This window comes from Allofournierella massiliensis, from assembly GCF_004345265.1.
GTDB lineage: Bacteria > Bacillota > Clostridia > Oscillospirales > Ruminococcaceae > Allofournierella > Allofournierella massiliensis.
Window position 1 is genome coordinate 1 of the sequence record NZ_SLUM01000064.1, and the last position, 3,995, is coordinate 3,995.

Genomic DNA, 3,995 nt, shown 5'->3' on the forward strand with positions numbered 1-3,995 from the left:
ACCAGCATTTTTATCACCCCACACCATTATACCGCATTCCCTTTCCTTATACGAGAAAAAGACCACCGATAGGTGGCCTTTTTCGACAGGCTGAGGCCTGCGCTTTTTGAAAAGCGCAGGCCTTTGCTCTATGGTTCAGTCGGGATGGATCACAGATGGTTTGCCACTTCAAAGGCATCCCAGATGGCGTACATGATGTTGGCCACCTTGCGGGCATCGCCCAGGCAATACAGCTCGGGAACGGCGAACTCCAGCTCCTTATACAGGCTGTCCTCCTCCTTGTAGCCCACGCAGAGGATCACGTCGTCGGCTTCCAGCTTGCATTCGCCCTCCGGAGTCTGAGCAGTGAGCACGCCGTTCTCGAAGTGCTGCACCTTGGCACTGGTCACAACCTGAATGTTGTTGTAGGGGATCAGGGCCTCCAGCATCTCGCTGTTGGCATGGCACAGGGGGCCGTTCACTGCCAGCAGCTTGTCCAGAGCTTCCACAATGGTCACCTGCTTGCCCTGCTTTGCCAGCCACAGGGCGGTTTCGCAGCCGACCAGACCACCGCCCACGATGGTCACCCTGTCGCCGCAGGTTACCTTGCCGTTCAACACGTCCGCCGCGGTGTGCACTTTGGCGTCGTCGCCCAGAGAGAACACCTTGGGGGTGGAACCGGTGGCAACGATCACAGCGTCGTAATCACCAGCCAGCACCTCAGCGGCAGTGACCTTATGGTTCAGGGTCACGGGAACGCTCAGGCACTCCAGCTCACGGCCGTACCAGGCTGCCAGTGCGTGGTCATCCTCCTTGAAATCGGGAGCGCCACCGGGAATCAGGTTGCCGCCCAGCTGGCTGCCCGCCTCGAACAGATGAGGTTCATGGCCACGGATGGCCAGCACCCGGGCTGCCTCGCAGCCGGCCACACCACCGCCCACGATCAGCACCTTCTTGGGGCGGCAGATGGGCTGGTATGCCATATCCCGCTCGCGGCAGGCCTGGGGATTCACGGCGCAGTTCAGCGCGGAGTATTCCTGAATGCGGCCCATGCAGCCCTCATGGCAGGACAGGCAGGGCCGGACGAATTCGTACCGGTTGGCGCGCAGCTTGTTCACATAGTCGGGGTCTGCCAGCAGGGGGCGGCCCAGGCTGATGATGTCACAGGTGCCGTCCGCAATGCAGGCGCTGGCCATTTCCGGGTTGTCCATGCGGCCCGCCATCAGGATGGGCACGTTCACGGTTTCCTTCATCAGCTTGGCATACTTGCGGTACAGGCCCTTTTCCTGATACATGGGCGGATGGTTCCACCACCAGGCATCGTAGGTGCCAACATCCACATCCAGTGCGTCGTAGCCGTATTCCACCAGCAGCTTGGCAGCCTCCACGCCCTCGTCCAGATCGCGGCCGGCTTCCTTGAATTCCTCGCCGGGCAGCGCGCCGACGCGCCAGTCCTTCATCATGCTCTTGGGGCTGTAACGCAGGGCCACCGGGAAATCCTGACCGCAGCGGGCCTTGATCTCCTCCACAATCTCCTTGGCAAAGCGCAGGCGGTTTTCCAGGCTTCCGCCGTACTCGTCGGTGCGGTTGTTGAACAGAGCAATGGCGAACTGGTCGATCAGGTAACCCTCGTGCACCGCGTGGATCTGCACACCATCGAAACCGGCACGCTTGGCGTTGTAGGCGCCATCGCCAAACTTCTTCACGATGGAGTGGATCTCCTCCACGGTGAGGGGGCGGCAGGTCTTATTCAGCCAGCGGTGCGGAATGGCGGAGGGGGCCACCGGCGGGAACTCGCCCAGGTTGGTGGGAATGGTCACACGGCCAAACCCGCCGGACAGCTGCAAAAACACCTTCGCGCCGTAAGCGTGAATACGCTCGGTCATCTCGCGGGCGGTGCGCACAAAGTGCACCGGGTTGTAGGTGGCGCAGGGGCAGCTGGGCATGGCGTGCTCCTCCACCTCATTGTCCACAAAGGTAACGCCGGTGATGATCAGGCCGGTGCCGCCTTTGGCACGCTCGGTGTAATAGTCGATGCCGCGCTGATTGAAGCCGCCTTCCGCGTCGCCCAGACCCAGCGGGCCCATGGGAGCCATGGCGAAGCGGTTCTTCAGCTCACAGCTGCCGATGCGGGTTTTCTCGAACAGATTTGCATACGGAAACATTTGTGATCCTCCTTGTTAAATGATTCACGTTAACAGCCATTATTATAGCACCGCTGCAAAAACATGTAAATATAGACATATAAACTTTTACATGTTTTTCCTTCCAAAATTTATGGTATAATTTTATTAAAAACGACCGATACAGGGAGGGCGTCATGCGCACGTTGAAATATGCGATTCTGGGCATGCTCAGCCGCCGGGAGCTGACCGGCTACGATATGATGAAGGAATTCGACCGGGGGCTGGCCAATTTCTGGTACGCCAGCCACAGCCAGCTGTATCCGGAGCTGAAGCGGCTGGCAGGCGAGGGCCTGATTCAATACGAGACCTCCATCAAGGGGGAGAGTCTGGAGAAGAAGATCTATCGCATTACCCCGGAGGGTATGGCAGACCTGCGCCAGTGGCTGGAACAGGACGAACCCCTGCCCCCTACTCCCAAGGATGTGTTCCGGCTGCGGATGTATTTTGGCGACAACATTTCCCGCGACCGGCTTCTGGAGCTGACCCGGGCCCAGCTGGAACGCCGGCGGCAGAAGCTGGCATTTTTGCAGAGCTCTCTGGATCAGGCCGAACCATACAGCGGCCGCTTTGATTCCGCCACCGGCGACCGGCTGGTGCTGGAAGGGGCAGTGATGCGTGAGACCGCCATGGTTCAGTGGCTGGAGCACTGCATCCAGACGCTGGAACACTGTGAAAATGGAAAGTGAGCATCCCGGCCATGGAATCTTACTATTATAATCAGCTGGGCAAATCCGGCCAGGCAGCCTACCATGCCATGCTCACCGGATTGCGGGCCATGGCCCCCGCCTTCCCCGTGCCGCGGCTGGAGCCGGGGCAGCTTTCTGAAATCTTTTTGAAGCTGCGGCTGGATCACCCGGAAATCTTCTACGCCGTGCGCTTCACCTACCGATACTACCCGCAGGCCTCCAGCGTGGAAATGGTGCCGGAATATCTGTTTGAAAAGAGCAAGATTCAGGAGCACCAGAAGGCCATGGCCGCCCGCGTCCAGAAGCTCACCCGCCCGGCCATGAACATGAGCGAGCGGGAAAAGGAACAGTTCGTGCACGATTTCATCTGCCGGAATGTGCGGTACGACAAGCTGAAAAAGCCCTATTCCCACGAGATCATCGGCCCGCTGGGGCAGGGCGTTGGTGTATGCGAGGGCATTGCCAAGACCGTGAAGGCATTGTGCGACGCGCTGGGCGTCTGGTGCATGGTGGCCCTTTCCGAGGCCAACCCGGAACAGGGGGTTAAATACCGCCACGCCTGGAACATCGTGAAGCTGGACGGGGTGTATTATCATCTGGACGCCACCTTCGACAACACGCTGGGCAAGGCCGGGCCCATCCGCTACGACTACTTCAATTTAAGCGATGAAAAGCTGCTGCGGGATCACGAGCCCCTGCTCTACCCTGCCCCCGCCTGCACCGCTGACGACCGGTTTTATTACCGGGAGAAAAAGCTCTCCTTCACAAAGCTTGAGGACGTGGAAAAGCGGACGGCACAGGCCATTCGGAAAAATCAGCCGCTGATCTTCCACTGGCGGGGCGGGCCGCTGACCCGTAGTACTGTGGCCGAGCTGACTGCCACACTGGAAACCGCCGCCCGGCGCAAGGAGCTGCACCCCCGCATCGGGCTGAACTGGCCCCAGGCGGTGTTTCAGGTGAGCTTTGTGAGCCAGAACCCGGAGCAGGAGCTCACCGAAGAACAGGCCAACGAGGGCGAAACCCTGTAATTTGCCGTTACGCTCAAACAGAATCATAACCCCACGTTGAACGTGGGGTTTGCAGAACGGCCCTATAAGGGCCATTATTCCAGCAGCACCTAAAGGTGCATAATGAGCAACGCCAA

Annotated in this window: 3 protein-coding genes; 2 read left to right on the top strand and 1 reads right to left on the bottom strand. The window is 59.4% G+C overall.

Translation table 11 applies throughout. The features are described 5' to 3' along the window. Positions 1-149: 149 nt before the first annotated feature. Positions 150-2,144, bottom strand: a complete 1,995-nt coding sequence (locus EDD77_RS17780) for an oxidoreductase (protein WP_058965213.1) — start codon at positions 2,142-2,144, stop codon at positions 150-152. Positions 2,145-2,299: 155 nt separating this feature from the next. On the opposite strand from EDD77_RS17780, the gene EDD77_RS17785 reads away from it, so the two are divergent. Both EDD77_RS17785 and EDD77_RS17790 read left to right on the top strand, forming a co-directional pair. Then, the gene (locus tag EDD77_RS17785) at positions 2,300-2,851 is read left to right on the top strand and encodes a PadR family transcriptional regulator (RefSeq protein WP_058965214.1); all 552 of its coding nucleotides are present in this window, start codon (positions 2,300-2,302) and stop codon (positions 2,849-2,851) included. 11 nt (positions 2,852-2,862) lie between these two features. Then, positions 2,863-3,879, top strand: a complete 1,017-nt coding sequence (locus EDD77_RS17790; RefSeq protein ID WP_058965329.1) for a transglutaminase domain-containing protein — start codon at positions 2,863-2,865, stop codon at positions 3,877-3,879. The last annotated feature ends 116 nt before the right edge of the window (positions 3,880-3,995 follow it).

Bases quoted from the DNA above. Each gene is read 5' to 3' on its own strand.
- EDD77_RS17785 (WP_058965214.1), top strand. From the start codon at position 2,300: ATGCGCACGTTGAAATATGCGATTCTGGGCATGCTCAGCCGCCGGGAG.
- EDD77_RS17790 (WP_058965329.1), top strand. From the start codon at position 2,863: ATGGAATCTTACTATTATAATCAGCTGGGCAAATCCGGCCAGGCAGCC.
- EDD77_RS17780 (WP_058965213.1), bottom strand. From the start codon at position 2,144: ATGTTTCCGTATGCAAATCTGTTCGAGAAAACCCGCATCGGCAGCTGT.